The organism is Escherichia sp. XD33, assembly GCF_019375075.1.
GTDB lineage: Bacteria > Pseudomonadota > Gammaproteobacteria > Enterobacterales > Enterobacteriaceae > Enterobacter > Enterobacter flexneri_A.
Map to the genome: position 1 here is coordinate 82,686 of NZ_JAENDM010000007.1, position 26,019 is coordinate 108,704.

The 26,019-nt window shown below is 51.6% G+C and carries 23 protein-coding genes; 11 read left to right on the forward strand and 12 right to left on the reverse strand.

All coding sequences use genetic code 11. The features are described 5' to 3' along the window. Positions 1 to 5: 5 nt before the first annotated feature. Genes K0778_RS06650 through K0778_RS06660 form a run of 3 tightly spaced genes read right to left on the reverse strand, consistent with a single transcriptional unit; the run spans position 6 to position 2,435 of the window. Entirely contained in the window at positions 6 to 782 is a 777-nt protein-coding gene (locus K0778_RS06650; RefSeq protein ID WP_001283546.1) for an enoyl-CoA hydratase/isomerase family protein, read from the reverse strand. A 9-nt stretch (positions 783 to 791) separates the two neighbouring features. After that, a complete protein-coding gene (locus tag K0778_RS06655) occupies positions 792 to 1,634 on the reverse strand; it encodes a sugar phosphate isomerase/epimerase (RefSeq protein ID WP_001205235.1) in 843 nt (280 codons plus the stop codon). 9 nt (positions 1,635 to 1,643) lie between these two features. Next, positions 1,644 to 2,435, reverse strand: a complete 792-nt coding sequence (locus K0778_RS06660; RefSeq protein WP_000843384.1) for a 3-ketoacyl-ACP reductase — start codon at positions 2,433 to 2,435, stop codon at positions 1,644 to 1,646. 212 nt (positions 2,436 to 2,647) lie between these two features. Here K0778_RS06660 and K0778_RS06665 point away from each other — a divergent pair, with 212 nt between their 5' ends. Further along, positions 2,648 to 3,295: a TetR/AcrR family transcriptional regulator gene (locus K0778_RS06665; protein ID WP_001318432.1), complete on the forward strand. Its 648-nt coding sequence runs from the start codon at positions 2,648 to 2,650 to the stop codon at positions 3,293 to 3,295. On the opposite strand, the gene ytfB is transcribed toward K0778_RS06665, so the two are convergent. Then, positions 3,279 to 3,917, reverse strand: a complete 639-nt coding sequence (ytfB, locus tag K0778_RS06670) for a cell division protein YtfB (protein WP_001119458.1) — start codon at positions 3,915 to 3,917, stop codon at positions 3,279 to 3,281. The genes K0778_RS06665 and ytfB overlap by 17 nt on opposite strands. A 218-nt stretch (positions 3,918 to 4,135) precedes the next feature. On the opposite strand from ytfB, the gene fklB reads away from it, so the two are divergent. After that, the gene (gene fklB / locus K0778_RS06675) at positions 4,136 to 4,756 is read left to right on the forward strand and encodes an FKBP-type peptidyl-prolyl cis-trans isomerase (protein ID WP_063084807.1); all 621 of its coding nucleotides are present in this window, start codon (positions 4,136 to 4,138) and stop codon (positions 4,754 to 4,756) included. Between the two features lie 308 nt (positions 4,757 to 5,064). After that, the gene (gene cycA, locus K0778_RS06680; protein WP_000228346.1) at positions 5,065 to 6,477 is read left to right on the forward strand and encodes a D-serine/D-alanine/glycine transporter; all 1,413 of its coding nucleotides are present in this window, start codon (positions 5,065 to 5,067) and stop codon (positions 6,475 to 6,477) included. 44 nt (positions 6,478 to 6,521) lie between these two features. Here cycA and ytfE read toward each other — a convergent pair whose 3' ends face one another. The 3 genes from ytfE to qorB all read right to left on the reverse strand — a co-directional run bounded on the left by ytfE (position 6,522) and on the right by qorB (position 9,226). Beyond that, entirely contained in the window at positions 6,522 to 7,184 is a 663-nt protein-coding gene (ytfE, locus tag K0778_RS06685) for an iron-sulfur cluster repair protein YtfE (protein WP_000331456.1), read from the reverse strand. Positions 7,185 to 7,291: 107 nt separating this feature from the next. After that, positions 7,292 to 8,257, reverse strand: coding sequence for a DMT family transporter (locus K0778_RS06690; RefSeq protein WP_001295194.1), 966 nt, complete (start codon positions 8,255 to 8,257; stop codon positions 7,292 to 7,294). Between the two features lie 108 nt (positions 8,258 to 8,365). Continuing rightward, positions 8,366 to 9,226 carry an NAD(P)H:quinone oxidoreductase gene (gene qorB / locus K0778_RS06695; protein ID WP_000560597.1) on the reverse strand — a complete coding sequence of 287 codons (861 nt, stop codon included), beginning with the start codon at positions 9,224 to 9,226 and terminating at the stop codon, positions 8,366 to 8,368. Between the two features lie 88 nt (positions 9,227 to 9,314). Here qorB and K0778_RS06700 point away from each other — a divergent pair, with 88 nt between their 5' ends. After that, positions 9,315 to 9,695 carry a helix-turn-helix domain-containing protein gene (locus K0778_RS06700; RefSeq protein WP_000084622.1) on the forward strand — a complete coding sequence of 127 codons (381 nt, stop codon included), beginning with the start codon at positions 9,315 to 9,317 and terminating at the stop codon, positions 9,693 to 9,695. Between the two features lie 122 nt (positions 9,696 to 9,817). On the opposite strand, the gene cpdB is transcribed toward K0778_RS06700, so the two are convergent. After that, the gene (cpdB, locus tag K0778_RS06705) at positions 9,818 to 11,761 is read right to left on the reverse strand and encodes a 2',3'-cyclic-nucleotide 2'-phosphodiesterase (protein ID WP_000589409.1); all 1,944 of its coding nucleotides are present in this window, start codon (positions 11,759 to 11,761) and stop codon (positions 9,818 to 9,820) included. A gap of 189 nt (positions 11,762 to 11,950) precedes the next feature. Here cpdB and cysQ point away from each other — a divergent pair, with 189 nt between their 5' ends. Further along, positions 11,951 to 12,691 (forward strand): 3'(2'),5'-bisphosphate nucleotidase CysQ, encoded by a 741-nt coding sequence (gene cysQ, locus K0778_RS06710; RefSeq protein ID WP_000886900.1) that lies wholly within the window; start codon positions 11,951 to 11,953, stop codon positions 12,689 to 12,691. On the opposite strand, the gene K0778_RS06715 is transcribed toward cysQ, so the two are convergent. Then, positions 12,681 to 13,238, reverse strand: coding sequence for a YtfJ family protein (locus tag K0778_RS06715; RefSeq protein WP_000175286.1), 558 nt, complete (start codon positions 13,236 to 13,238; stop codon positions 12,681 to 12,683). The two genes, cysQ and K0778_RS06715, sit on opposite strands and share 11 nt — an antisense overlap. Positions 13,239 to 13,562: 324 nt before the next feature. Between K0778_RS06715 and K0778_RS06720 the strand changes: the two genes are divergently transcribed. Continuing rightward, a complete protein-coding gene (locus tag K0778_RS06720; protein ID WP_000689228.1) occupies positions 13,563 to 13,769 on the forward strand; it encodes a DUF1107 domain-containing protein in 207 nt (68 codons plus the stop codon). Between the two features lie 61 nt (positions 13,770 to 13,830). Here K0778_RS06720 and K0778_RS06725 read toward each other — a convergent pair whose 3' ends face one another. Together K0778_RS06725 and msrA are read right to left on the reverse strand one after the other, a co-directional pair. Next, on the reverse strand, positions 13,831 to 15,174 hold the full coding sequence (locus K0778_RS06725; protein ID WP_000935036.1) for a hemolysin family protein: 1,344 nt from the start codon (positions 15,172 to 15,174) through the stop codon (positions 13,831 to 13,833). Positions 15,175 to 15,496: 322 nt separating this feature from the next. Further along, complete coding sequence (gene msrA, locus K0778_RS06730) at positions 15,497 to 16,135, reverse strand: peptide-methionine (S)-S-oxide reductase MsrA (RefSeq protein WP_001295196.1); 639 nt, start codon at positions 16,133 to 16,135, stop codon at positions 15,497 to 15,499. Positions 16,136 to 16,340: 205 nt separating this feature from the next. On the opposite strand from msrA, the gene tamA reads away from it, so the two are divergent. Genes tamA through K0778_RS06745 form a run of 3 tightly spaced genes read left to right on the forward strand, consistent with a single transcriptional unit; the run spans position 16,341 to position 22,194 of the window. Next, positions 16,341 to 18,074 carry an autotransporter assembly complex protein TamA gene (tamA, locus tag K0778_RS06735; RefSeq protein ID WP_001269316.1) on the forward strand — a complete coding sequence of 578 codons (1,734 nt, stop codon included), beginning with the start codon at positions 16,341 to 16,343 and terminating at the stop codon, positions 18,072 to 18,074. Continuing rightward, entirely contained in the window at positions 18,071 to 21,850 is a 3,780-nt protein-coding gene (gene tamB / locus K0778_RS06740; protein WP_000060978.1) for an autotransporter assembly complex protein TamB, read from the forward strand. The genes tamA and tamB overlap by 4 nt, the downstream gene beginning before the upstream one ends. A gap of 2 nt (positions 21,851 to 21,852) precedes the next feature. Beyond that, on the forward strand, positions 21,853 to 22,194 hold the full coding sequence (locus K0778_RS06745) for a gamma-glutamylcyclotransferase (RefSeq protein WP_001219160.1): 342 nt from the start codon (positions 21,853 to 21,855) through the stop codon (positions 22,192 to 22,194). A 379-nt stretch (positions 22,195 to 22,573) separates the two neighbouring features. Here the strand turns inward: K0778_RS06745 and ppa are convergent, their stop codons facing one another. Beyond that, a complete protein-coding gene (gene ppa / locus K0778_RS06750; RefSeq protein WP_000055072.1) occupies positions 22,574 to 23,104 on the reverse strand; it encodes an inorganic diphosphatase in 531 nt (176 codons plus the stop codon). Between the two features lie 309 nt (positions 23,105 to 23,413). On the opposite strand from ppa, the gene ytfQ reads away from it, so the two are divergent. Together ytfQ and ytfR are read left to right on the forward strand one after the other, a co-directional pair. Next, on the forward strand, positions 23,414 to 24,370 hold the full coding sequence (gene ytfQ, locus K0778_RS06755) for a galactofuranose ABC transporter substrate-binding protein YtfQ (protein WP_000265933.1): 957 nt from the start codon (positions 23,414 to 23,416) through the stop codon (positions 24,368 to 24,370). Positions 24,371 to 24,509: 139 nt separating this feature from the next. Then, entirely contained in the window at positions 24,510 to 26,012 is a 1,503-nt protein-coding gene (gene ytfR, locus K0778_RS06760; protein WP_063084806.1) for a galactofuranose ABC transporter, ATP-binding protein YtfR, read from the forward strand. The last annotated feature ends 7 nt before the right edge of the window (positions 26,013 to 26,019 follow it).

Genomic DNA, 26,019 nt, shown 5'->3' on the forward strand with positions numbered 1-26,019 from the left:
TTTCCTTATTGATTATGGAAGCTCACGCTACTTTTTTCGGCAAAGGCGCGCGTCGCCTGCTGGCAATCCTGAGTGGCAGACATTAATCCGGCCAGTAGCTGGTGCGGGTAATCGGCATGTTTATTTTCCAGTGCCAGAATCAGTTGCTTAATATGCGCCAGTGCCACCGGACCGCATTTTTCCAGCTGCGCTAACTGGTTCGCCATCCAGCTTTCCACCTGTTCTTTTTCTACCACTTCATCAATTAAATTCGCCGCCTGGGCTTCCTGCGCCGTCAGGCGTTTACCCAGCATCAGCATCTGGCGACCGACCACCGGACCAACCTGATTAAGCACACGTTCAATGCCCATCCAGCCAGGCACCATGCCGAGCATCACTTCCGGGTTAGAGAATTTCGCGCCGGGGCGGGCAATACGAATATCGCAGCACAAGGCCAGTTCAATACCACCGCCGATGGTATGACCGTTGAGATTCGCAACGGTTAATTGGGGTAAGTTTCGCAGGCGATTAAAAACGTCATTACCGCGTTTAATCCATTTTCTGCCCATATCTAATGGCGAATAGGCCGACCACGATTTAATATCGCCACCCGCACAAAAGAATTTATCGCCGGTTGCCGTTAATTCGACTAATCGTAATGTGGTGTCGTTTTCAATTTCATTTAAATAATGGTCGAGAGATTCGATCATTTCTTCATTAATAGCATGACATTTATCTTCACGGTTCAATGTCAGGCGGCAAGAAGCCGCCGCTCTGCTGAACAGAACGGGTTGGTCACTCATGATCATTCCTTAACAATAATGCGCGATGCGATCGACGCTAATATCCAGCGTGCTGTTAATATCTTTCTGCCACCAGTAAGGCGAGAATATTTCCAGTTCTATAGCGCCATTAAATCCGGCGTTTTCAACCAGCCGACGAATTGACGGAATATTGATGACGCCATCTCCCGGCATTCCCCGGTCATTGACCAGATCGGTGGTCGGTACTAACCAGTCGGAAACATGAAACGCGAGGATGCGTTTTCCGGCACGCAGGATCTGACTGGCGAGCTCCGGATCCCACCAGACGTGATAAACATCCACCGCCACGCCGAGGCCAAACTCACCATCGGGATCGAGTTCATCACACCAGTCCAGCGCCTGACGTAACGTGCACAGGCAAGAGCGGTCGGCAGCAGTCATCGGGTGCAGCGGCTCCAGCGCAATTGGCACGCCGACATCTTTCGAATGTGGCAGCAACTGGCGAATCCCTTGTTTTACTTGTTCCCGCGCTTCGTACAAATCTTTTGTTCCCTGCGGTAACCCGCCAACCACCTGCATATAACAGGCGGCGTTAAGGACCGCTGCGTCGTCCAGCGCCCGGCGGTTATCATCAATCGCCAGTTTGCGTTCCGCCAGTGTCGGCGCGGTGTAGTAAGTGCTACGGCACAAACCGGAAACGCTCATGTTACTGGCGGCAAGCTGGCGGGCGATTTGCTGGAGATCTTCACCCTGCAACTCCCTGCGCCAGGGGGCAATTGCGCCAATACCGCGTGCGGCGCAGGCATCAATAATGGCGGGTAGCGGCGTTTTATAGCCCAGTGTCGCGGTATTGATACTGAATAAATCCGGGCGTTGTAACAGATCTCTCATGATTCAGCCTCAGAAGCGCGGCATACTTAAGCCGCCGTCGATGGCGACCGCTTGACCACAGGTGTAAATCAGTTTACCTTCCGCCATCGCGCGGACGGTGGAAGCAATATCAGCCGGATAACCCCAACGTCCCCACGGCACCAGACCTTTGGCAATCAGTTCGTCGTAATAAGCCGTTGCTGGAATAGTCATATCGGTTTTGATGAGACCAGGGCGCACTTCATAAACGCCAATTTGTTCATTACAAAGGCGAGCAGCAAACAGACGAGCAGCGGCAGAAACGGCGGTTTTGGCAATGGTGTATTCGCCGCGATTCATCGCCAGCATGATGGCGTTGATGGAACTGACGAAAATAATCGAGCGGTGCGGCAGCTCCGCTTCCGGTTTCGGCTGTGCCAGTAAGCGCTTACTGAATGCCTGAGCAAGGAAGAACGGCGCGCGGGTGTTAATGGCAATGTTTTGATCGAAGCTGTCTGGTTCGAGGTCGAGGAGGTCACCGCGTTTTTTCACTGAAATGCCTGCGTTGTTGAGCAGGCAGTCCAGACGTCCCCACAGGTTTTGCGCCGCGTCGAGCATCTCTTCATGCAAGGAGAGATCGCCGACATCGGCAGGGAAGCAAATCACTTCCACGCCTTCAGCTATACATTCTTGTTGTGTGATATGCAGTTTTTCTACGCTGTCGGCATCGGGAAGATCGTTAATCAGCAGGTTAAATCCGCCACGAGCAAGCTCCAGCGCACAGCCCTTTCCAATACCACGAGCGGCTCCGGTAATCACGGCAACAGGACGAGTGGATTTCATACAATAGCTCTCTTTTTTTGAATATTGTTTTCTAAGTGACAATTAGCTTGCGACGTGCCGCAAGAAAGATCAACCATCTGGTTGGTTGATATGCGATAGTGATCACAGGACATTTGATAACTTGATGAAAGTACAAGTTTTTATCCTTTTTACTGGAGCTTCTAATTAATCGGGTTAAGATAGTTATCTTGAAGAGGTCGTGGGGAAGCGTTATGTATCTTGATACCAGCAACGTACAGAGCCTGAAGGAAAAGCTGCTGTTATGCGCGGTTAATGAATTTGCCGAATATGGTTATGAAGGGGCCAGGGTCGATAATATTGTTAAGGCTGCGGGGTGTAGTAAACAGACGGTTTATCATCACTTTGGTAATAAAGAAAATTTATTTATTGAAGTACTGGAATATACCTGGAACGATATTCGACAAAAAGAAAAGGCCCTTGATTTCTCAGATCTTCCGCCACAAAAAGCCATTGAGAAAATTATTGATTTTACATGGGATTATTATATTACTAATCCCTGGTTTTTAAAAATTGTGCATAGTGAAAATCAAAGTAAAGGTGTGCATTATGCAAAATCACAGCGTCTCTTAGAAATTAACCATGCGCACTTGCAGTTAATGGAATCCTTATTGGATGAAGGGAAGAAACACAATATTTTTAAGCCAGATATCGACCCATTGCAGGTGAATATTAATATTGCTGCGCTTGGCGGATATTATTTGATCAACCAGCATACGCTTGGCCTGGTTTATCATATCAGTATGGTTTCCCCCCAGGCACTGGAAGCCAGACGTAAGGTCATCAAAGAGACAATCCTTAGCTGGCTTTTGGTTGACCCTTCATCTACCGCGCACGAATAAAACTGCCATCCGGCTGGCGGGTGAACAGGACCTGTTGATTATTCCCCGTATCAATGGTTAAGCCCGTCACCACGCCGCTGGCGTTCTGGCGGATTTTCACCATTTGCCCGTTTTGCAAATTACTCAGCGGCTTACCCGCGCCTTCTACCTGCGCCATTGCATAGACATCGGTAGCGGGCAGTCCGTGGTCGCGGAACAGCTGCGCCATCGTTTTACCGGGTTCGACACGGTAAGAGCGCCATTGATTATCAATTCCGCTATCTGGCTGGAATGGTTGTGTTTGGGTAGTTTGCGGCTGTTCTTCTGGCTGGCCTTCCTGTATAGGTTCTGGAGCGACCGGAGCCACCTGATCAGGATCATTTTGTGGTGTGACTAATTGCGCCCGCAGCTGTTCTTCTGTCGGCGGTTGTGATTGCGATTGAATATCTAACTGCGCTTCACGCGTCACCACCGGCGCGTTGGGCGTATCATCAGATGGAAGCAGAAATCCGACCACCAATATAATGGCGGCAATAATGATCCCCCGACGATGCATCGGCGGCAGCGGGTCCATGAAGCGAAAATTGTCCGGCGCGTGCCAGACTTTCTCCAGGGTTGGTTTTAGTTCAAAGCGCCCGGGCATGGTTTCCTCCTGCTCCGCGTCTTGTTCCTCAATCATAGCCTATGAATAAGCTAACGCTATGATGTCCGTGGTAAACCCGCCTTTATTATATTCATACGGGATATTGCTATTGTTTCTTTTTCCCCGGGATTTGTCATCATTCCTGCGACAAAGTTTTACCCAAAGAAGTGTGGCTGATATGCTGCCCGCTACTTTTATACCCTAAGAAAGGAAATACGATGACCACCCCAACTTTTGACACCATCGAAGCGCAAGCAAGCTACGGCATTGGTTTACAGGTAGGCCAACAACTGAGTGAATCTGGCCTGCAAGGGCTGCTGCCGGAGGCGCTGGTGGCTGGTATTGCAGATGCGCTGGAAGGCAAACATCCGGCTGTTCCGGTTGATGTGGTGCATCGCGCGCTGCGTGAAATCCACGAACGCGCCGATGCCGTTCGTCGTCAGCGTTTCCAGGTGATGGCTGCCGAAGGTGTGAAATATCTTGAAGAAAATGCCAAAAAAGAAGGTGTGAACAGCACCGAATCTGGCCTGCAATTCCGCGTGATCAACCAGGGTGAAGGCGCAATTCCGGCACGTACTGACCGCGTTCGTGTTCATTACACCGGTAAACTGATCGACGGCACCGTGTTTGACAGCTCCGTTGCTCGTGGTGAACCCGCTGAATTCCCGGTTAATGGCGTGATCCCTGGCTGGATTGAAGCACTGACTCTGATGCCGGTAGGTTCTAAATGGGAACTGACTATCCCGCAGGAACTGGCATATGGCGAGCGCGGCGCAGGCGCATCCATCCCTCCGTTCAGCACCCTGGTGTTTGAAGTCGAACTGCTGGAAATCCTCTAAGCAGCGCATTCTGTTCCCCTCGAACCAGAGGGGAGCAGGCATTCAGCAATAAACCCTTCAGTTTTCCAAACGGCGCTATTTTGTGTTGCAAAGACCCCGTAAGCGTGTATTTTTGTGAGCTGTTTCGCGTTATCACCGTGATATGACACTCACTTTAAACATAAAATTAACATTAGATCTAAATCTTAGTATTCATCCCGCGTATTGTTACCTAATATCGATGAGTCCCGATACAGATTCGTCGTATCATAGACTGACTAAAGGCCGTAGAGCCTGAACAACACAGACAGGTACAGGAAGAAAAAAACATGGTAGATCAGGTAAAAGTCGTTGCCGATGATCAGGCTCCGGCTGAACAGTCGCTACGGCGCAATCTCACAAACCGACATATTCAGCTTATTGCCATTGGCGGTGCCATTGGTACGGGGTTGTTTATGGGGTCTGGCAAAACGATTAGCCTTGCCGGGCCGTCGATCATTTTCGTTTATATGATCATCGGTTTTATGCTCTTTTTCGTGATGCGGGCAATGGGGGAATTGCTGCTTTCGAATCTGGAATACAAATCTTTTAGTGACTTCGCTTCCGATTTACTCGGGCCGTGGGCAGGATATTTCACCGGCTGGACTTACTGGTTCTGCTGGGTTGTAACCGGTATGGCAGACGTGGTGGCGATCACTGCTTATGCTCAGTTCTGGTTCCCCGATCTCTCCGACTGGGTCGCCTCGCTGGCGGTGATAGTGCTGCTGTTGACGCTCAACCTTGCCACCGTGAAAATGTTCGGTGAGATGGAGTTCTGGTTTGCGATGATCAAAATCGTCGCCATCGTGTCGCTGATTGTCGTCGGCCTGGTCATGGTGGCGATGCACTTTCAGTCACCGACCGGTGTGGAAGCGTCATTCGCGCATTTGTGGAATGACGGCGGCTGGTTCCCGAAAGGTTTAAGTGGCTTCTTTGCCGGATTCCAGATAGCGGTTTTCGCTTTCGTGGGGATTGAGCTGGTAGGTACAACAGCTGCGGAAACCAAAGATCCGGAGAAATCACTGCCACGCGCGATTAACTCCATTCCGATCCGTATCATTATGTTCTACGTCTTCGCGCTGATTGTGATTATGTCCGTGACGCCGTGGAGTTCGGTAGTCCCGGAGAAAAGCCCGTTTGTTGAACTGTTCGTGTTGGTAGGGCTGCCTGCTGCCGCAAGCGTGATCAACTTTGTGGTGCTGACCTCTGCGGCGTCTTCCGCTAACAGCGGCGTCTTCTCTACCAGCCGTATGCTGTTTGGTCTGGCGCAGGAAGGTGTGGCACCGAAAGCGTTCGCTAAACTTTCTAAGCGCGCAGTACCAGCGAAAGGGCTGACCTTCTCCTGCATCTGCCTGCTCGGTGGCGTGGTGATGCTGTATGTGAATCCTAGCGTGATTGGCGCGTTCACGATGATTACAACCGTTTCCGCGATTCTGTTTATGTTCGTCTGGACGATTATCCTTTGCTCGTACCTGGTTTACCGCAAACAGCGTCCTCATCTGCATGAGAAGTCGATCTACAAGATGCCGCTCGGCAAGCTGATGTGCTGGGTATGTATGGCGTTCTTTGTGTTCGTGGTCGTGTTGCTGACACTGGAAGATGACACTCGCCAGGCGCTGTTGGTCACCCCGCTGTGGTTTATCGCACTGGGGCTGGGCTGGTTGTTTATTGGTAAGAAGCGGGCTGCTGAACTGCGGAAATAACCGCATTATCATGCTGGATGGCGCAATGCCATCCAGCTTTTAGATTACTCACCCGCCAGCGCGCGTGGGAACAGTACATTGTTTTCCAGACTGATGTGATCCATCAGGTCATCAATCAGTTCATTAATGCCGTTATACATCGCTTTCCAGGTGGTGCAGGCTTCTGGCGGCGGTGTGACGTTATTGGTAGTGTGTTTGATCACTTCCAGCAGTTCGCCCGCTTCATCGTGCTCGCTTTCCATTACGCTGATTGGCCCCATTGCCTGGCTGCCCATGCCTTGTTTGATCATCGGGAAGAGGATCTGCTCTTCTTTCATCATGTGGCTGGAAAGCTCTTCATGCAGCATGGTCAGGTATTTTGTCAGCCCTTTTGGCACGCTCGGTTTGTCGGCGTGAACGCGCTCGACTTTAGTCGCTTGCAGGATCAGCTCCGGCAGTTGCTCGCGGTGACGATCGTGGTAGCGCACGATGATATGGTCGATGATTTCTGCCAGCGGGGCGCTACGCCAGTCTTTCTCAATCGGTTGTTCAGCAAGCTTTGCCAGCTCAGCTTCAATGACCTCAACATCCAGTTCTTTACGTGCCGCCGCACGCGCCAGCGTTTGCTTACCGCCGCAGCAGTAATCCATATCATATTTACGAAACAGAGCCGAAGCGCGAGGGATAGAGAGCGCCAGTTCACCTAAAGGTTGGTCGCGATAAGCCATAGCTGATACCTCATTCTTAATAAGATAAGATGTATTTTAAATGCATCTTTAAGGCAAATGCTATAACCCTTACGTAGCAGAGGCTTATTTAACTCACTGCCAGTATGTCAACTTTCTGAGACAGATTCAGTTAAAGGCTTTTCCGGTTTTGCTCTGACTGCAATGACCACGCCAACCACTAACAGCGCGATACCGCTCAGCGTCATCAGCGGCGGCATTTGCTGGCGTATCAAAAAGGTGTACAGCAAACCTGCCAGTGTTTCGAAAACGATCAGCGGCCCGAGAATCACTGTCGGTAATCGCTGGCTGGCGACGTTCCAGCAGAGTGCGCCAACCCATGAGCAAAGCACGGCTATCGCAACCATCAGACTAATAAACACCAGCGGACGGGGGCCAAAAGGTAAGGAGAAGTCCGGCGTTTGTATATTCAGCCAGTAACAGGCGACGAGATAGCCGATGAGAGAAACCGGCAGCGTGACCAGCGCCTGCGCCGTCGCCCACATCATCGGATGTTTGTCGGGATTTTCCCGCAGCCAGCGGGCGTTGCGCAGGGCATACCATGCCCAGCAGACCACGGAAACTAACGCTAGCACGATGCCAGAGGTATAACGTGCCCAGTCAAAATCGGGGAGTCCGTGGTTTAACTCAGCAATATTCACACACGCCAGGCCGATGCCAATACAAATCAGTGCCGGGGCGAGTTTTCCCCACGCGAGTTTGCCGTCGCGCTGGCTATAAAGCAGATTGGCAAAGACAGGAATGACCACCGGCAGGGTGCCAATAATCATCGTAGAAACAGGCGCGCCAGTACGTTGAATGGCACTGGCAAGGCAGAAGTAATAGATGAGGTTGCCCATCATAGTGAGCATCAAGGCGGTAAGCCAGTCGCGACGCGCCAACTGACGCAGACGCACGCGTCCCAGCCAGGCAATGGGTAGCGCAATTAACCCTAACGCCAGATAACGCCCCATCGACTGCAACATCGCCGGGTATTCCGGCACGATCAACGGCCCGACAAAAATAAGCCCCCACATCAACCCTGCTAACAGGGCGTACAGCACGCCGCTAATCATTACTGGCATCCATTGGTCTGTCAGAAGAAACGTTCAGGAAGCAGACATGATTGCTCCCGGCATCCCGTCATTATCAGAGAGGATGCGGGAGGATGCCACTTTAATTAACTATTTATTAACATTAAAAAGATGGCTTACGCTTTCGGCTAACGTTGTCGTTGGGCGGCCAATCAATTTGCTCAGCGTTTTGCTGTCATCAAACAGACCGCCTTTCGATGCGCCAACGTCAGAATCCGCCAGCATATCCGCCAGTCCGTCAGGCAGGCCAACGCTTTTCAGCGCCGCAGCGAAATCGGTTTCGCTCAGATTTTGATAGGTAACCTGTTTGCCGCTCTGTTTGGTCAGCTCTGCCGCTAACTGTGTCAACGTCCAGGCACTATCGCCCGCCAGCTCGTAAACCTTGCCTTCGTGACCGGCTTCGCTAATCACGCGTGCCGCAGCTGCCGCATAATCTGCCCGCGTTGCCGAGGCAATTTTGCCATCGCCCGCGGCACCGATAAATACGCCGTGCTCCAGTGCTGCCGGGGCGCTGGCGAGATAGTTTTCGGTGTACCAGCCGTTGCGCAGCAGGGTGTAAACGATGCCAGAATCAGCCAACATTTTCTCCGTCTCGATGTGCTCATCGGCGAGGCCGAGCGGAGATTTATCCGCGTGAAGCAGACTGGTATAAGCGATAAATTTCACGCCAGCCGTCTTTGCGGCATTAATAACATTACGATGCTGCGGGGCACGTTGACCCACTTCGCTGGAAGAGATCAGCAGTAGTTTTTCCACTCCCTGAAGTGCAGATGTCAGTGCGGCTTCATCGCCGTAGTCAGCCTGACGCACGGTAATGCCTTGTGCTGTCAGTGCCTGGGCTTTTGCCGGATTACGAACGATAGCCACTATTTGGCTGGCAGGAACCGTTTTCATCAAGGATTTAATAACATAGTGACCAAGTTGGCCAGTGGCACCAGTAATAGCGATCATGGGAAGTCTCCATCGTTTTGTCTTGTGTTTAAATACGCTAACACCTAAACTTACTTTTAGTAAGTACGTACAAAAAGGTAAGTATGAAATGAGTCAGGTTAGCCTGTCACAACAACTGAAAGAGGGTAATCTCTTTGCGGAACAGTGCCCGTCGCGCGAGGTGTTGAAACACGTCACCAGCCGTTGGGGGGTGTTGATTCTGGTGGCGCTACGCGAAGGTACTCATCGCTTTAGCGACCTGCGGCGCAAAATCGGTGGGGTGAGTGAAAAGATGCTTGCGCAGTCGTTACAGGCGTTAGAACAGGATGGTTTTCTTAACCGTATCGCGTATCCGGTGGTGCCGCCGCATGTGGAATATAGCCTCACGCCGCTGGGCGAGCAGGTGAGCGAAAAGGTTGCTGCACTGGCGGACTGGATTGAGTTGAATTTGCCCGAGGTGTTGGCGGTGCGGGATGAACGTGCGGCATAACTGCCGGCTGCGCTTATCCGGCCTACGGTTCATGACTTGTAGGGCGGATAAGATGCGCCAGCATCGCATCCGACAAAAGTGCCGGATGCGGTTGATGATTTATAGGCCGAAAAAGAAGTGTATTACTTACTCAAATCCACCTGATAAATCGCAAACCCGATATCATCGGTCGCGACTTTATTCATCGGATATTGCCCTTTCTCTTTAATAAACGCCGCGGCTTTATCTGATGGAGAGGTTTCGAAACGGATATCCAGTTTCTTATCGCCAGCTATCGGTGCTAAACGCCAGTTGTTATCTGCCGCCGGGTGAATTTCCCCCGCACGTTTCGACTCATCAGCAATCCACGCTGCCAGCACCGAGCGGTTCTCATCCGGTGAAGCAAAAGCGATATGGCTGTCGCCCGTACCGGCAAATTTGCCGCCGTAAGCGCGATAGTTATTGGTGGCAACCAGGAACATGGCGTTCGGATCAATCGGCTTGCCATTAAAGGTCAGGTTCTTAATCCTTTCCGCATTGGCATTAACCATCTGGCACTCGCCGTCATAACGGGCAGGCTGGGTAACATCAATCTGATAATTCACACCATCAATCACATCAAAGTTATAGGTGCGGAAACCATCCCAGTTGATGAGTGACTGTGGTTTCGTGTTGTCAGGATCAATCTGGTTAAACTGTCCGGCGGAGCACTCCAGCCACTCTTTCACCTCTTTACCGCTGGCTTTCACCACAATCAGCGTATTGGGGTAGAGATAAAGATCGGCGGCATTACGGAAGGTCAACTGGCCTTTTTCCACCTCCACATAGCTTGCCGGATCATTTTTGCGACCACCAACTTTAAACGGTGCAGCAGCTGAAAGCACCGGCAGTTTTGCCAGATCCGGATCGCCCTGAATGTAATGCTCGACATACGCTTTTTGCGCGTTGTTCACCACCTGCACGGTCGGATCGTCCTGCACCAGCGCCAGATAGCTATACATATTGTCGGCGGATTTACCGATTGGCTTGCTGACGAACTGGCGTGTGGCATCGTGATCGGCTTTGAGTGTTTCTACCAGCTTGCTGTCTTCCGCCGCGAGGGATTTTTTATTGGCGATGTCGTAAATCGGCCGTGCTTCCGCTTTCGCCTGCGTCACCTGCCATTTACCGCTGTTATTACTGAGTTGTAAGTCGACCACCCCAAGATGATCGCCCCACATGCCCGGCATTACCGCCGGAACACCATTCAGCGTGCCTTTCGCGATATCAGCCCCTTCGATATCAGCAAAATCTTTACCTGGGAAAACGGCGTGAGCATGGCCAAACATAATGGCGTTAACGCCAGGAATTTCACTGAGGTAATAAACTGAGTTTTCCGCCATCACTTTATACGGATCGGCAGATAGCCCGGAATGCGCCAGAACGACAACGACATCGGCACCTTTCTCGCGCATTTCAGGCACGTATTTGCGCACGGTTTCGGTAATATCATTCACCGTCACTTTTCCGGATAAATTAGCTTTATCCCAGCCCATGATTTGCGGCGGCACGACGCCAATATAGCCAATCTTCAGCGTCTGTTTTTTTCCGTCTTTATCGACCACTTCGGTATCTTTAATTAAATACGGTGTAAACATTGGCTGTTTGGTTCTGGCGTCAATGACGTTGGCATTTACATAAGGGAATTTCGCTCCCGCCAACGCATTTTTCAGGTAATCCAGACCGTAGTTAAATTCATGATTGCCGAGTGTACCGACCGTATAATCCAGCGTATTCAGCGCCTTATAAACCGGATGAACATCACCTGCTTTTAATCCTTTCGCCGATATGTAATCGGCCAGCGGACTCCCCTGAATCAAATCGCCGTTATCGACCAGTACGCTGTTTTTCACTTCATTGCGGGCATCGTTAATCAGGCTTGCCGTACGTACCAGTCCGAATTTTTCCGTGGCGGTGTCTTTGTAATAATCGAAATCCATCATGTTGCTATGCAGATCAGTGGTTTCCATGATACGTAGATCGACCGTCGCTGCATTCACACTGGCGGCAATCAGCGTGGCCAGGAGCGTTGCGCTAAACTTAATCATCAGGGACATCCTTTTATCATCGGGAATACGAAAGAAAAGGGAGAATAAACGCCTTACTTATAGAACAGTGAAGAATGCCACAATTTTACGCTTTGAAAATGATGACACTATCACAGTTGGCGCATTCATTAACGATAGGGTATAAGTAAAACAATAAGTTAACACCGCTCACAGAGACGAGGTGGAGAAATGTTAGATCAAGTATGCCAGCTTGCACGGAATGCAGGCGATGCCATTATGCAGGTCTACGACGGGACGAAACCGATGGACGTCGTCAGCAAAGCGGACAATTCTCCGGTAACGGCAGCGGATATTGCCGCTCACACCGTTATCATGGACGGTTTACGTACGCTGACACCGGATATTCCGGTCCTTTCTGAAGAAGATCCTCCCGGTTGGGAAGTCCGTCAGCACTGGCAGCGTTACTGGCTGGTAGACCCGCTGGATGGTACTAAAGAGTTTATTAAACGTAATGGCGAATTCACCGTTAACATTGCGCTCATTGACCATGGCAAACCGATTTTAGGTGTGGTGTATGCGCCGGTAATGAACATAATGTACAGCGCGGCAGAAGGCAAGGCCTGGAAAGAAGAGTGCGGTGTGCGCAAGCAGATTCAGGTCCGCGATGCGCGCCCGCCGCTGGTGGTTATCAGCCGTTCCCATGCAGATGCGGAGCTGAAAGAGTATCTGCAACAGCTTGGCGAACATCAGACCACGTCCATCGGCTCTTCGCTGAAATTCTGCCTGGTGGCGGAAGGGCAGGCGCAGCTGTACCCGCGCTTCGGACCAACGAATATTTGGGATACCGCCGCTGGTCATGCTGTGGCTGCAGCTGCCGGAGCGCACGTTCATGACTGGCAGGGTAAACCGCTGGATTACACTCCGCGCGAGTCGTTCCTGAATCCGGGATTCAGAGTGTCTATTTATTAATTAATTTATGCAGCAGGTCCATCACTTGCTGCACCTCTTCCTGTGTGAGCGCCCCGTCTTTGGCCCATTGCACGCGACCATCCTTATCCAGCACCACTACAGCGGAACTTTCTTCATCCAGCTGCCAGGCACCGCGCGCGACGCCATTGCTATCGACAATAAACTGCGACCAGGGATAAAGCTTTTTATTACTCTCCAGACTGCTGCGCACAAACATCCCTGAACCCGGAATCGCGTCGTCGGTGTTAACAATGGTGGTGGTCTGGTAGCGATCGTGCGGTAACTTCGCTGATTTAATCGCTTCAATCAGCGTCGCGTTTTTCTCTTTTGCAGAGGTGCGACCAGCAATATGTTGCAGTACTCGCACTTTTCCCACTAACTGTGCGCTGTTCCAGGTTTTGTAGCTAAACTGATCTTTATCAAGCACCAACTCGCCTCGATCGGTAATGCCAATCGGCGGCACTCGCTGACCGGTTTCGAACTGATGTGCGGAAGCCATCATCGGCAACAGCAGGCAGGTGAGTGCCAGAATCTTGCGTAGGGTCATGGTGTTTCCTTCTTATGATATGCAGGTGATCCGACCACTTGGGTCTGAGTTTTAATCATATGTGCTATTTATCGAATTTCCCGCAAGTGTGATGCCAGTTTGCGGTCAAGCGCACAAATCATATGAAAAATGAATGCTTATACTGAAGACCGCGCTTCGGTAAAAAGATAATTCTGAATAATTGTAACCTTTAGGTAAAAAAAGTTATACGCGGTGGAAACATTGCCCGGATAGTCTATAGTCACTAAGCATTAAAATTTGCGCCTCATAATAGTTGGGCCGATTGTGGCACCGCACAGGCGTAATACTCAGCAGGAGATAACAATGAAAATTTTCCAACGGTACAACCCACTTCAGGTGGCGAAGTACGTAAAGATCCTGTTCCGTGGACGGTTATACATCAAGGACGTTGGCGCTTTTGAATTTGATAAGGGTAAGATTCTTATCCCAAAAGTGAAGGATAAGCTGCATTTGTCAGTGATGTCCGAAGTTAACCGTCAGGTTATGCGTCTGCAAACAGAGATGGCTTAACCAAAGTGCTATGCAGTAATAAGACGGCTCCTGATTCAGGAGCCGTTGATGTTTCTGGGGGTTACGCGACGCTTTCTTCTTTATCTTTAGCGTCAGGCAGTTTTGGCGAAAGGGCGGTGGCCTTGCTGTCGATCCGGGTCACCAGCAGCTGGTCGATGCGGTAGTTATCGATATCCACCACTTCAAATTTGTAGCCGGCGAATTTCACCGAATCGGTGCGTTTCGGGATCTTACGCAGCATAAACATCATAAAGCCGCCGATGGTTTCGTAGTTGCCCGACTGCGGGAACTCGTCAATATCCAGCACGCGCATGACGTCGTCAATTGGGGTGCCGCCGTCAATCAGCCATGAGTTCTCATCACGGGCGACAATCTGCTCTTCCAGCCCCTGACCGACTAGATCGCCCATCAGCGTGGTCATCACGTCATTGAGGGTGATGATCCCCACCACCAGCGCGTACTCGTTCATGATCACCGCGAAGTCTTCACCTGCGGTTTTAAAACTTTCCAACGCCTCTGAAAGGGTTAACGTATCCGGCACAATCAGCGTGTTGCGAATTTGTACGCCGCTGTTCAGTGCCAGGCTTTGGTTAGCCAGCACGCGGTTCAGCAGGTCTTTAGAATCGACATAGCCGATGATGTGGTCAATATCTTCATTACAGACGAGGAACTTAGAGTGCGGATGTTCCGCCACCTTATTCTTCAGGCTTTGCTCATCTTCGTGGAGATCAAACCAAATCACGTTTTCACGCGGTGTCATTGACGACGGAACGGTACGGGATTCCAGCTCAAAGACGTTTTCAATCAGCTCGTGTTCCTGTTTACGTAACACGCCCGCCAGCGCACCGGCTTCCACTACCGCGTAGATGTCATCAGAAGTGATGTCATCTTTACGTACCATTGGCAGTTTGAAAATACGGAAGATTATGTTCGCCAGTCCGTTGAAGAACCACACCAGCGGGGTGCAAACGTACAGGCAGAAGCGCATCGGGTTGATGATACGCAAAGCGACAGCTTCTGGCGCAATCATACCGATGCGTTTCGGGGTTAAATCCGCAAACAGGATAAACATGCCAGTCACTAACGAGAAAGAGAGAATAAAGCTCAGTTGCTCAGAGAGCTCTGCCGACATATAGCGGGAGAACAGGCTGTGAAAAGCTGGAGAAAATGCCGCATCACCGACGATACCGCCGAGAATCGCCACTGCGTTCAGACCGATTTGGACCACGGTAAAGAACATGCCGGGATTTTCCTGCATATTCAGAACGCGTTGGGCATTTATATTGCCTTCATCAGCCAGCAGTTTAAGTTTGATTTTGCGTGAGGCGGCAAGTGAGATCTCGGACATCGAGAAGAACGCACTTACAGCGATCAAGCAGAGTATGACTAAAATACTGTTTAACATATCTTATCCGACCTTTCAGGCCAGATCCTCGGAAGGGGAAGTTGATTAATTTGTGTGAAATACACATTGAAAGCCGATTCGAAGAAAGTGAACCGGCATTTTCAGTGGCTAGTATAGCGTAAGGTACTGTAAAGTCGCCAGAGGGTTAAAATTCAGACTGCTGATAAATGCAATACTGCCTGATGCGCTATGCCAATCAGGCCTACGCAGTCCTTGCAATATATTGAATTTGGACGATTTTGTAGGCCTGGTAAGGCGTTTACGCCGCATCTGGCATAAATAAAGCGCACTTTATCAACAATCTACATTTGTACCCGTAACGCTATGCTTCCGGTGGCAGACAGACGCCAATTCCGCCAATTCCACAGTAACCATACGGGTTTTTATGCAGATATTGCTGGTGGTCATCTTCGGCATAATAAAACGGTGTGGCGTTAGCGATTTCCGTGGTGATGTGACGATCATCATCGGCGGCAAGCATCGCCGCCTGAAAACGTTCCAGACTGGCGCGAGCTGCGGCATCCTGTTCTGGGGTCAGCGGATAAATCGCTGAACGATACTGCGTGCCGTGGTCATTGCCCTGACGCATTCCCTGGGCGGGATCGTGATTCTCCCAAAATACCTGTAGCAACTGCTCATAGCTGATGACGGAAGGATCGTAAACAATGCGTACCGCTTCGGCATGACCCGTATCACCGGAGCACACTTCCCGATAAGTCGGATTTGGCGTATAGCCTCCGGTATAGCCTGCGGCGGTGCTGTAAACGCCGGGTAACTGCCAGAACAGACGCTCCACACCCCAGAAACAACCCATCGCAAAAATGGCAATCTCCATTCCGTCAGGTACATTGGTCATTGAGTGACCGTTGACCGCATGCAGCGTGGCTACGGGCATCGGGGTGTTACGTCCAGGCAGGGCATCGGCGGGGGAAACCAGATGCTTTTTATCAAATAAACTCATGGTGTCGCTCTCCCGAAAATCGGTCATTGGGGTTAAGGTTGTAACAAGAGGCGTATTTGCACACAATAACCACCGTGAATAGGTCTAAAGTAAAACATAAGAAATATTTGGGGTTTAGTCTGCTTTTTAATCCATATTACTGGATTTTTGTTAAGCCGTTTAACGGCGTTCCAGGGGCAGGAAAAAAGGATATTCAGGAGAAAATGTGCGCTATATCCGACAGTTATGCTGTGTAAGCTTACTCTGCTTAAGCGGATCTGCCGTCGCCGCGAACGTCCGTCTACAGGTCGAGGGGTTATCGGGACAGCTGGAAAAGAACGTTCGTGCGCAGCTTTCTACGATTGAAAGTGATGAAGTGACGCCAGACCGTCGCTTTCGCGCACGCGTCGATGATGCCATCCGCGAAGGTCTGAAAGCGCTGGGTTATTACCAGCCGACCATTGAATTTGATCTCCGTCCACCGCCAAAGAAAGGGCGGCAGGTATTGATCGCCAAAGTCACGCCAGGCGTGCCGGTGTTAATTGGCGGCACCGATGTGGTATTGCGCGGCGGCGCGCGGACCGATAAAGACTATTTGAAATTGCTCGATACTCGCCCGGCTATTGGCACGGTGCTGAACCAGGGCGATTATGAAAATTTCAAAAAGTCCTTAACCAGCATTGCGTTGCGTAAAGGTTATTTCGATAGCGAATTTACCAAAGCGCAGCTGGGCATTGCGCTCGGCCTGCATAAAGCCTTCTGGGATATTGATTATAACAGTGGCGAACGTTACCGCTTTGGGCATGTGACCTTTGAAGGATCACAAATCCGCGATGAATACCTGCAAAATCTGGTGCCGTTTAAAGAGGGCGATGAGTACGAATCGAAAGATCTGGCGGAACTGAACCGCCGACTTTCTGCTACCGGCTGGTTTAACTCGGTGGTGGTGGCTCCACAATTTGATAAAGCGCGCGAAACGAAAGTATTACCATTGACGGGCGTGGTTTCGCCGCGAACAGAAAACACCATCGAAACCGGGGTCGGTTACTCTACGGACGTGGGACCGCGCGTGAAAGCGACGTGGAAAAAACCGTGGATGAACTCATACGGTCACAGTCTGACCACCAGTACCAGTATTTCCGCGCCGGAACAGATCCTCGACTTCAGCTATAAAATGCCGCTGCTGAAGAATCCACTGGAACAATATTATTTGGTGCAGGGCGGTTTTAAGCGCACTGACCTGAACGATACCGAATCTGACTCCACTACGCTGGTGGCTTCTCGCTACTGGGATCTCTCCAGCGGCTGGCAGCGTGCCATTAACCTGCGCTGGAGTCTCGACCACTTTACCCAGGGTGAAATTACCAACACCACGATGCTGTTTTATCCTGGGGTGATGATTAGCCGCACGCGTTCTCGTGGTGGCCTGATGCCAACCTGGGGCGACTCGCAACGCTACTCTATCGACTACTCCAACACTGCCTGGGGCTCAGATGTCGATTTCTCCGTTTTCCAGGCACAAAACGTCTGGATCCGCACACTGTACGATCGCCATCGTTTTGTGACACGCGGCACGCTGGGCTGGATTGAAACCGGTGATTTCGACAAAGTACCGCCGGATCTGCGTTTTTTCGCCGGGGGCGACCGCAGTATTCGTGGCTACAAATACAAATCTATCGCTCCGAAATACGCCAACGGTGACCTGAAAGGGGCCTCGAAGTTGATAACCGGATCGCTGGAGTACCAGTACAACGTGACCGGAAAATGGTGGGGCGCGGTGTTTGTCGATAGTGGCGAAGCGGTAAGCGATATTCGCCGCAGCGACTTTAAAACCGGTACCGGGGTCGGCGTACGCTGGGAATCGCCGGTCGGGCCAATCAAACTCGATTTTGCCGTACCGGTCGCGGATAAAGACGAACACGGGTTACAGTTTTACATCGGTCTGGGGCCAGAATTATGAGTTTATGGAAAAAAATCAGCCTCGGCGTGGTTATCGTTATCTTACTGTTGCTGGGATCGGTGGCGTTTCTGGTGGGCACCACCAGCGGCCTGCATCTGGTATTTAAAGCGGCGGATCGCTGGGTGCCAGGACTGGATGTTGGCAAGGTCACCGGCGGCTGGCGCGATCTCACCTTGTCTGACGTTCGTTATGAGCAGCCAGGCGTGGCGGTAAAAGCAGGCAATCTGCATCTGGCGGTCGGGCTTGAGTGCCTGTGGAACAGCAGTGTTTGTATTAATGATCTGGCGCTGAAAGACATCCAGGTCAATATCGACAGCAAAAAAATGCCCCCTTCTGAACAGGTTGAAGAAGAGGAAGATAGCGGTCCGCTGGATCTCTCCACGCCGTATCCCATCACCCTAACACGGGTGGCACTGGACAACGTCAACATCAAGATTGATGACACCACGGTATCGGTGATGGACTTCACCTCCGGCCTGAACTGGCAGGAGAAAACCCTGACCCTGAAACCGACGTCGCTGAAAGGCCTGCTGATTGCTCTGCCGAAAGTGGCGGAAGTGGCGCAGGAAGAAGTGGTCGAACCGAAAATTGAAAATCCGCAGCCGGAGGAAAAGCCGCTCGGCGAAACGCTGAAAGATCTCTTTTCTCGCCCGGTATTGCCGGAAATGACCGACGTGCATTTGCCGCTTAACCTGAACATTGAAGAGTTTAAGGGCGAGCAGTTGCGCGTGACGGGCGACACGGACATCACCGTGAGCACCATGCTGCTGAAAGTGAGCAGCATTGACGGCAATACTAAACTGGACGCCCTGGATATCGATTCCAGTCAAGGGATCGTCAACGCCAGCGGCACGGCGCAGCTGTCAGACAACTGGCCGGTGGACATCACTCTCAATAGTACACTGAACGTGGAGCCGTTGAAAGGTGAAAAGGTGAAGCTGAAAGTGGGCGGCGCGCTGCGCGAACAGCTGGAGATTGGCGTTAATCTTTCCGGTCCGGTGGATATGGATTTACGCGCCCAGACGCGACTGGCGGAAGCCGGATTGCCGCTCAACGTGGAAGTGAACAGCAAACAGATTTACTGGCCGTTCACTGGTGAGAAGCAGTATCAGGCGGATGATCTGAAACTGAAACTTACCGGCAAAATGACCGATTACACGCTCTCTATGCGTACGGCAGTGAAGGGACTGGAGATCCCGCCAGCCACCATTACCCTTGATGCCAAAGGTAATGAACAGCAGGTCAATCTCGACAAACTCACCGTCGCGGCGCTGGAAGGGAAAACTGAACTCAAGGCGTTGCTCGACTGGCAGCAGGCCATTAGTTGGCGCGGTGAGCTAACGCTTAACGGCATTAACACCGCCAAAGAGATCCCAGAGTGGCCGTCGAAACTCAATGGCTTGATTAAAACCCGCGGTAGCCTGTACGGCGGCACCTGGCAGATGGAGGTGCCAGAACTGAAGCTGACCGGTAACGTCAAACAGAACAAAGTGAACGTTGACGGCACGCTGAAAGGCAACAGTTATATGCAGTGGATGATCCCAGGGCTTCATCTGGAACTGGGGCCAAACAGTGCCGAAGTGAAAGGCGAGCTGGGGGTAAAAGATCTCAATCTTGATGCCACCATCAACGCGCCGGGGCTGGATAACGCGCTGCCGGGGCTTGGCGGTACAGCGAAAGGGCTGGTGAAAGTACGCGGCACGGTGGAAGCGCCACAACTACTGGCAGATATCACCGCGCGCGGCCTGCGCTGGCAGGAACTTTCCGTGGCGCAGGTTCGCGTGGAAGGCGACATTAAATCCACCGATCAGATCGCCGGGAAACTCGACGTACGCGTTGAGCAAATTTCGCAGCCGGATGTAAATATCAACCTCGTCACCCTGAATGCCAAAGGCAGCGAAAAACAGCACGAGTTACAGTTGCGGATTCAGGGCGAGCCTGTCTCCGGGCAGCTTAATCTGGCAGGAAGTTTTGATCGCAAAGAAGAACGCTGGAAGGGAACTCTTAGCAATACCCGCTTCCAGACGCCGGTCGGCCCGTGGTCGCTGACCCGCGATATTGCGCTGGATTACCGCAATAAGGAGCAAAAAATCAGCATCGGGCCACACTGCTGGCTTAACCCGAATGCGGAACTGTGCGTGCCGCAAACTATCGATGCGGGTGCCGAAGGGCGTGCGGTGGTGAATCTCAACCGCTTCGACCTGGCCATGCTGAAACCATTTATGCCAGAAACCACTCAGGCCAGCGGTATCTTCACGGGTAAAGCGGACGTTGCCTGGGACACCACCAAAGAGGGGCTGCCGCAGGGCAGTATCACCCTTTCGGGGCGTAACGTGCAGGTAACGCAAACCGTCAACGATGCGGCGCTGCCCGTGGCGTTTCAGACACTGAATCTGACGGCGGAATTGCGTAACAACCGTGCCGAATTGGGCTGGACCATCCGCCTGACCAATAACGGCCAGTTTGATGGACAGGTGCAGGTGACCGATCCGCAAGGCCGCCGTAATCTTGGTGGCAACGTCAATATCCGTAACTTCAACCTTGCGATGATAAACCCCATCTTTACCCGTGGGGAAAAAGCAGCGGGGATGGTGAGTGCCAACTTGCGTCTGGGTGGTGATGTGCAAAGCCCGCAGTTGTTTGGTCAGCTTCAGGTTACGGGTGTGGATATCGACGGCAACTTTATGCCGTTTGATATGCAACCGAGCCAGCTTGCGGTCAACTTTAATGGTATGCGCTCGACGCTTGCCGGTACAGTACGGACCCAGCAGGGTGAAATCTACCTGAACGGTGATGCCGACTGGAGCCAAATTGAAAACTGGCGGGCGCGGGTAACGGCGAAAGGCAGTAAAGTGCGGATCACCGTGCCGCCGATGGTACGAATGGATGTATCGCCAGATGTTGTCTTCGAGGCTACACCAAACCTGTTTACCCTCGATGGTCGCGTGGATGTCCCGTGGGCGCGCATCGTGGTGCACGATCTGCCGGAAAGCGCAGTAGGCGTCTCCAGCGATGTGGTGATGCTTAACGATAACCTGCAACCGGAAGAGCCGAAAACGGCGTCGATTCCGATTAACAGTAACCTGATTGTCCACGTTGGCAACAATGTGCGCATTGACGCCTTTGGCCTGAAAGCGCGGCTGACGGGCGATCTTAACGTCGTTCAGGACAAACAAGGGCTGGGCCTGAACGGGCAGATCAACATCCCTGAAGGGCGCTTCCATGCCTATGGTCAGGATCTGATTGTGCGTAAAGGTGAGTTACTGTTCTCTGGTCCGCCGGATCAACCGTATCTTAATATTGAAGCTATTCGTAACCCGGATGCTACAGAAGACGACGTAATCGCCGGAGTTCGCGTCACTGGTCTGGCGGACGAACCGAAAGCGGAGATCTTCTCTGACCCGGCGATGTCGCAACAAGCTGCATTGTCTTATTTGCTACGTGGACAAGGGCTGGAGAGCGATCAGAGCGACAGTGCGGCAATGACCTCGATGCTGATTGGTCTGGGGGTTGCGCAAAGTGGCCAGATTGTGGGTAAAATCGGCGAGACGTTTGGCGTAAGCAATTTAGCGCTCGACACCCAGGGAGTAGGCGACTCCTCCCAGGTAGTGGTCAGCGGCTATGTATTGCCAGGTCTGCAAGTGAAATACGGCGTGGGTATATTTGACTCTATAGCAACACTCACGTTACGTTATCGCCTGATGCCTAAGCTATATCTGGAAGCCGTGTCTGGTGTAGACCAGGCACTGGATTTGCTCTATCAGTTCGAGTTTTAGCAATGCGAATATTTGTCTACGGCAGTTTACGCCACAAACAAGGCAACAGTCACTGGATGACCAATGCCCAGTTACTGGGCGATTTCAGTATCGATAACTACCAGTTGTATAGCCTGGGCCACTATCCAGGCGCAGTTCCGGGGAACGGAACAGTACACGGTGAAGTTTATCGTATTGACAACGCCACGCTGGCCGAACTTGATGCCTTGCGCACCAGGGGCGGTGAATACGCGCGCCAGTTGATTCAGACGCCGTACGGGAGTGCATGGATGTACGTTTATCAACGACCCGTCGATGGATTAAAGCTAATTGAAAGCGGCGACTGGTTAGACAGGGATAAGTAATAATAAAAGCACGCCACCTTCGGGTGGCGTTGTTTTATGCGATGTATCTCGCGATTTTTTTTTGTAACTTTTCCATCTTTTGCTTTTCTCTCCGAGCCGCTTTCCATATCTGCAATCGCATAAAAAACTCTGCTGGCGTTCACAAATGTGCAGGGGTAAAACGGGGGCACGCTTTGAACGGTGAGTATGAGTGAGGTCGGCTAACTTCCAGCAAGTGGCTATGAACAGCAAAATGGTGGTCGGGTTTGCTTGTTCTTACCGTTCAAGCCTTGCAACCGCTGAGAATAATGATGGTGGAATAGAGAGTTTATTTATCGCGGGCATAAAAAAACCCTTACTAACCGAAGCCCGGCGTTCAGGGTTATTGCGCTAGAAGAACTTATTTATTCTTTGCGCGCTCGAAGGAAGCAACGATTTCAGCTTTAGCGGCTTCTGCGTTTTCCCAACCTTCAACTTTCACCCACTTGCCTTTTTCGAGGTCTTTGTAGTGCTCGAAGAAGTGAGCGATCTGCGCTTTCAGCAGCTCTGGCAGATCGTTAACGTCTTTAATGTGATCGTATTCTTTGCTCAGCTTGGTGTGCGGAACAGCAATCAGTTTCGCATCTTCACCGGCTTCGTCGGTCATTTTCAGAACGCCAACCGGACGGCAACGGATCACAGAACCCGGCTGCAGCGGGTACGGAGTCGGGACCAGTACGTCAACCGGGTCACCGTCCAGAGACAGGGTGTGGTTGATGTAACCGTAGTTGCACGGATAGAACATCGCGGTGGACATGAAGCGGTCAACGAACAGTGCGCCGCTCTCTTTGTCGATTTCGTATTTGATCGGATCTGCGTTAGCCGGGATCTCAATAACAACGTAGATGTCTTCCGGCAGATCTTTACCCGCAGGGACGTTGAGTAAGCTCATGTCTGTTTCCTTTAAAAATATGTGGCAAACAAGTGCCGAGTATTATAGCCAACTCGCGCCGAATGTCTTCGCTTGTTTTCGTCTTCATTTTCCTTTTTCGCCAATTTTAAGACGGTATACAGAGCAGGAAAATCCATAACCGTAGCCGCATTTTTCATAGTGAGATGAAAGCGATTACAAACTTGTGATTAACGTTTTATTTACTTCTTTGAAGTGTGATGTAACGCAATCCGTTACATAACGAATTGTCTATAGTTTTTTCGCGAACATCTTTTCACCAATAATAATTACCCCGACGAGGACAACCCTATGTGGAAACGCTTACTTGTAGTCTCTGCAGTCTCGGCAGCCATGTCGTCTATGGCGTTGGCCGCTCCATTAACCGTAGGATTTTCGCAGGTCGGATCGGAATCTGGCTGGCGCGCCGCAGAAACCAATGTGGCGAAAAGTGAGGCCGAAAAACGCGGAATTACGCTGAAAATTGCCGATGGTCAGCAAAAGCAGGAAAACCAGATTAAAGCGGTACGTTCCTTCGTCGCGCAAGGGGTGGATGCGATCTTTATCGCTCCGGTGGTTGCGACTGGTTGGGAACCGGTATTAAAAGAGGCGAAAGATGCCGAAATCCCGGTCTTCTTGCTCGATCGTTCTATTGATGTGAAAGACAAATCTCTCTATATGACCACCGTCACTGCCGACAACATTCTCGAAGGCAAGTTGATTGGTGACTGGCTGGTAAAAGAAGTGAATGGCAAACCATGCAACGTGGTGGAGCTGCAGGGCACTGTTGGGGCCAGCGTCGCCATTGACCGTAAGAAAGGCTTTGCCGAAGCCATTAAGAATGCGCCAAATATCAAAATTATCCGCTCGCAGTCAGGTGACTTCACCCGCAGTAAAGGCAAAGAAGTCATGGAGAGCTTTATCAAAGCGGAAAACAACGGCAAAAACATCTGCATGGTTTACGCCCATAACGACGACATGGTGATTGGTGCAATTCAGGCAATTAAAGAAGCGGGCCTGAAACCAGGCAAAGATATTCTGACAGGTTCTATCGACGGCGTACCGGATATCTACAAAGCGATGATTGATGGCGAAGCGAACGCCAGTGTTGAACTGACGCCGAATATGGCAGGTCCCGCCTTCGACGCGCTGGAGAAATACAAAAAAGACGGCACCATGCCTGAAAAGCTGACGCTGACCAAATCCACCCTTTATCTGCCTGATACCGCAAAAGAAGAGTTAGAGAAGAAGAAAAATATGGGGTATTGAGGGTTGCTATGCCTGATGCCGATTCGTAGGCCGGATAAGGCGCTCGCGCCGCATCCGGCGGTGGTGCGCTGAAGCCTGATGCGACGCTTACCGCGTCTTATCATGCCTACTGGGAGCACGCTTTACACCGGGGGAAACCATGACGACTAACCAACACCAGGAGATCCTCCGCACCGAAGGATTAAGTAAATTTTTCCCCGGCGTCAAAGCGTTAGACAACGTTGATTTCAGCCTGCGCCGCGGCGAAATCATGGCGCTGCTCGGTGAAAACGGGGCAGGAAAATCAACGCTAATCAAAGCATTAACTGGTGTATACCACGCCGATCGCGGCACCATCTGGCTGGAAGGCCAGGCTATCTCACCGAAAAATACCGCCCATGCACAACAACTCGGTATCGGCACCGTCTATCAGGAAGTAAACCTGCTACCCAATATGTCGGTCGCTGATAATCTATTTATAGGCCGCGAACCCAAACGCTTCGGCCTTCTACGCCGCAAAGAGATGGAAAAGCGCGCCACCGAACTGATGGCATCTTACGGTTTCTCCCTCGACGTGCGCGAACCGCTCAACCGCTTTTCAGTCGCGATGCAGCAAATCGTCGCTATTTGCCGGGCTATCGATCTCTCTGCCAAAGTGCTGATCCTCGATGAACCCACCGCCAGTCTCGACACCCAGGAAGTGGAGTTACTGTTTGACCTGATGCGTCAGTTGCGCGATCGCGGCGTCAGCCTGATTTTTGTCACTCACTTTCTCGATCAGGTCTATCAGGTCAGCGATCGGATCACCGTCTTACGCAACGGCAGTTTCGTAGGCTGTCGGGAAACGTGCGAGCTACCGCAGATCGAACTGGTAAAAATGATGCTGGGGCGCGAGCTGGATACCCACGCGCTACAGCGTGCCGGGCGAACATTGTTGAGCGACAAACCCGTTGCCGCGTTCAAAAATTACGGCAAAAAAGGAACGATCGCACCGTTTGATCTCGAAGTACGCCCCGGCGAGATCGTCGGTCTGGCTGGATTGCTGGGATCAGGACGTACCGAAACCGCCGAAGTGATCTTCGGTATCAAACCTGCTGACAGCGGCACGGCGTTGATCAAAGGCAAACCGCAAAACCTGCGATCGCCACATCAGGCTTCGGTACTGGGCATTGGCTTCTGCCCGGAAGACAGGAAAACCGATGGCATCATCGCTGCCGCCTCGGTGCGGGAAAATATCATCCTCGCTCTCCAGGCCCAGCGCAGCTGGCTACGTCCCATTTCCCGCAAAGAACAGCAAGAGATTGCCGAACGCTTTATCCGCCAGCTTGGCATTCGCACACCTTCAACTGAACAACCGATTGAATTTCTCTCTGGCGGCAATCAGCAAAAAGTGTTGCTTTCACGTTGGCTACTGACCCGACCGCAATTTCTGATCCTTGATGAGCCAACTCGCGGCATTGATGTTGGTGCCCACGCCGAGATCATCCGCCTGATTGAAACGCTATGCGCCGATGGTCTGGCGCTGCTGGTGATCTCCTCCGAACTGGAAGAACTGGTGGGCTATGCCGACCGGGTGATCATCATGCGCGATCGCAAACAGGTGGCGGAGATCCCGCTGGCAGAGCTTTCCGTTCCGGCGATCATGAACGCCATTGCGGCGTAAGGAGAAC

Excerpts from the sequence above, each read along its gene's own strand:
- K0778_RS06650 (WP_001283546.1), bottom strand. The coding sequence starts at position 782 with ATGAGTGACCAACCCGTTCTGTTCAGCAGAGCGGCGGCTTCTTGCCGC.
- K0778_RS06655 (WP_001205235.1), bottom strand. The coding sequence starts at position 1,634 with ATGAGAGATCTGTTACAACGCCCGGATTTATTCAGTATCAATACCGCG.
- K0778_RS06660 (WP_000843384.1), bottom strand. The coding sequence starts at position 2,435 with ATGAAATCCACTCGTCCTGTTGCCGTGATTACCGGAGCCGCTCGTGGT.
- K0778_RS06665 (WP_001318432.1), top strand. The coding sequence starts at position 2,648 with ATGTATCTTGATACCAGCAACGTACAGAGCCTGAAGGAAAAGCTGCTG.
- ytfB (WP_001119458.1), bottom strand. The coding sequence starts at position 3,917 with ATGCCCGGGCGCTTTGAACTAAAACCAACCCTGGAGAAAGTCTGGCAC.
- fklB (WP_063084807.1), top strand. The coding sequence starts at position 4,136 with ATGACCACCCCAACTTTTGACACCATCGAAGCGCAAGCAAGCTACGGC.
- cycA (WP_000228346.1), top strand. The coding sequence starts at position 5,065 with ATGGTAGATCAGGTAAAAGTCGTTGCCGATGATCAGGCTCCGGCTGAA.
- ytfE (WP_000331456.1), bottom strand. The coding sequence starts at position 7,184 with ATGGCTTATCGCGACCAACCTTTAGGTGAACTGGCGCTCTCTATCCCT.
- K0778_RS06690 (WP_001295194.1), bottom strand. The coding sequence starts at position 8,257 with ATGATTAGCGGCGTGCTGTACGCCCTGTTAGCAGGGTTGATGTGGGGG.
- qorB (WP_000560597.1), bottom strand. The coding sequence starts at position 9,226 with ATGATCGCTATTACTGGTGCCACTGGCCAACTTGGTCACTATGTTATT.
- K0778_RS06700 (WP_000084622.1), top strand. The coding sequence starts at position 9,315 with ATGAGTCAGGTTAGCCTGTCACAACAACTGAAAGAGGGTAATCTCTTT.
- cpdB (WP_000589409.1), bottom strand. The coding sequence starts at position 11,761 with ATGATTAAGTTTAGCGCAACGCTCCTGGCCACGCTGATTGCCGCCAGT.
- cysQ (WP_000886900.1), top strand. The coding sequence starts at position 11,951 with ATGTTAGATCAAGTATGCCAGCTTGCACGGAATGCAGGCGATGCCATT.
- K0778_RS06715 (WP_000175286.1), bottom strand. The coding sequence starts at position 13,238 with ATGACCCTACGCAAGATTCTGGCACTCACCTGCCTGCTGTTGCCGATG.
- K0778_RS06720 (WP_000689228.1), top strand. The coding sequence starts at position 13,563 with ATGAAAATTTTCCAACGGTACAACCCACTTCAGGTGGCGAAGTACGTA.
- K0778_RS06725 (WP_000935036.1), bottom strand. The coding sequence starts at position 15,174 with ATGTTAAACAGTATTTTAGTCATACTCTGCTTGATCGCTGTAAGTGCG.
- msrA (WP_001295196.1), bottom strand. The coding sequence starts at position 16,135 with ATGAGTTTATTTGATAAAAAGCATCTGGTTTCCCCCGCCGATGCCCTG.
- tamB (WP_000060978.1), top strand. The coding sequence starts at position 18,071 with ATGAGTTTATGGAAAAAAATCAGCCTCGGCGTGGTTATCGTTATCTTA.
- K0778_RS06745 (WP_001219160.1), top strand. The coding sequence starts at position 21,853 with ATGCGAATATTTGTCTACGGCAGTTTACGCCACAAACAAGGCAACAGT.
- ppa (WP_000055072.1), bottom strand. The coding sequence starts at position 23,104 with ATGAGCTTACTCAACGTCCCTGCGGGTAAAGATCTGCCGGAAGACATC.
- ytfQ (WP_000265933.1), top strand. The coding sequence starts at position 23,414 with ATGTGGAAACGCTTACTTGTAGTCTCTGCAGTCTCGGCAGCCATGTCG.
- ytfR (WP_063084806.1), top strand. The coding sequence starts at position 24,510 with ATGACGACTAACCAACACCAGGAGATCCTCCGCACCGAAGGATTAAGT.